Annotated in this window: 2 protein-coding genes; both read right to left on the bottom strand. The window is 68.5% G+C overall.

The features are described 5' to 3' along the window. On the bottom strand, positions 1-738 hold a 738-nt coding region (locus GJ693_RS15885; protein ID WP_156257201.1), incomplete at its 3' end, for a hypothetical protein. A 191-nt stretch (positions 739-929) separates the two neighbouring features. After that, on the bottom strand, positions 930-1,617 hold a 688-nt coding region (locus tag GJ693_RS15880; RefSeq protein ID WP_156257200.1), incomplete at its 5' end, for a lysophospholipid acyltransferase family protein.

The raw sequence follows: 1,617 nt of genomic DNA, 5'->3' as shown, positions 1-1,617 counted from the left end.
CGGCGACACCCGCGGCGCGATGCGGCCGCGCGCGGCAAGGCCGGCGCCAATCACCGGGCGCGGGATCGGGATGCCGCCGGGAAAACCGCCCGGAATTCGGCCGGGAATCAGCGGCCCCGGATCGGGGATTGGCGGAACCGGCCATTGCACCAGCACCGGCAGATCGCGCAGCAGATCACGCAGGCGGTCGATCAGATCGTGCCAGTCGATCGTCGGGCAGCAGCACACACGCTCGTAAATCTCCACCACGCCGTCGCACAGCGGCAGGCAGCGGATGGGCAGCACGATGGCCGAGGCGGACAGGTCGAACGGGCTCGACACCTGCGGCTGCACCTGCACGCCCAGCTTGGTCGGCAGCGCCCGCGCCTTCACATAGGTCGGCCCCAGATACCAGGGCCGGCACTTGCGCACGTCGCCCGACACGCACAGCGTCTCGGTCAGGAGGAGCCACCAGCGTTCACGCGGGATGATGATGCCGCTGCGCGCCCACCCGTCGAGCACCTGATCGGCGCGCACCCGCATCAGATTGGCGCTGTCCAGCGTCGCCGGATCGGCATCCGGACCCAGCGCCAGGGTCATGCCCTTCAGCTTGGCCGGATCAAAACTGAGGCTGCCGTCGGCTGCCACGGCGATCTTCTGTGCCGGCTTGCCATCAGGCAGTGCATAGAGCGCCAGCACGGGCAGCGCCTCGTTCGGGCCGGCGCCCGCCAGGGTGAGCGGAAATTTCACAGTCGGCATGTCGGTAACCTCCCACAAGCGACTGAATCCAAGGGATTTCGGTCGCAGGTTTATCCGACCTGGCAGTTACGAAAGTTATGCCTCTTCTTGCGGAGTCGCAAGCCGGACCATGGCGGCTTCGGCGTTTCTGGCGGATTCATACAATGGCAGGAGGGTGTCATTACTTGGCGTGACTGTGGGGATTGCGGGTGTTATTGCTTGAGGTGAAAGGAAAAAGGGGCCTCCGGCCGTCCGCCCAGTGTCTCCGACAATTTCGCCGCGATCGCTGCCCGCGCTCGGGCGGAGAGCGCCTTGCGGTCGGGCATGTCGGCCGGGCTGAAGGGTTCTAGGAAATGCACCCGCGCCTCCCAGGTGCCGGGGCGGGCGAGCAGGCGCCAGGCGTTGGCGGCGCCGGTTTCCATGCCGACCCAGGCGAGGTTCCGGCCGGCTTCGTCGCAATCGATGACAACGGGCTGGATGGCGGCGCCCGGCGGGGGTGGGATCAGCATGGCGAACAGCGGCGCCTTGAACGGCAGCAGGCGGCGGCCGTCGCCGCAGCTGCCTTCGGGGAACAGGGCGAGGCGGGGGCGGGTGGCGAACTGGGCGCGCATGGCGGCGATCTGGCGGCGAACGCCCATCTTGTCGGCGCGGTTGATGAAGATGGTGTCGTTGAGGCGGCAGAGGAAATTGAGGCCGGGCCACAGCGCAATGCCGTCTTGCGCGACAAACGCCGTGCCGGTCTGGCCGCCGAGGATCATGGCGTCCGTCCAGCTCAGGTGATTGGCGATGTAGAAGACGTCGCGGCCGACCGGCTGGCCGATGCTGCGCACCCGGATGCCGCAGGCGCGGGCCGCCCAGGCCAGGAAGCGCCGCGCCCAGGGCGAGGGCCAGCCGAGGCCG

Source organism: Sandarakinorhabdus oryzae, from assembly GCF_009733735.1.
Taxonomy (GTDB): domain Bacteria; phylum Pseudomonadota; class Alphaproteobacteria; order Sphingomonadales; family Sphingomonadaceae; genus Sandarakinorhabdus; species Sandarakinorhabdus oryzae.
Note: the sequence above shows the minus strand (reverse complement) of the source record. Positions and strands in the feature narration are given on the sequence as shown.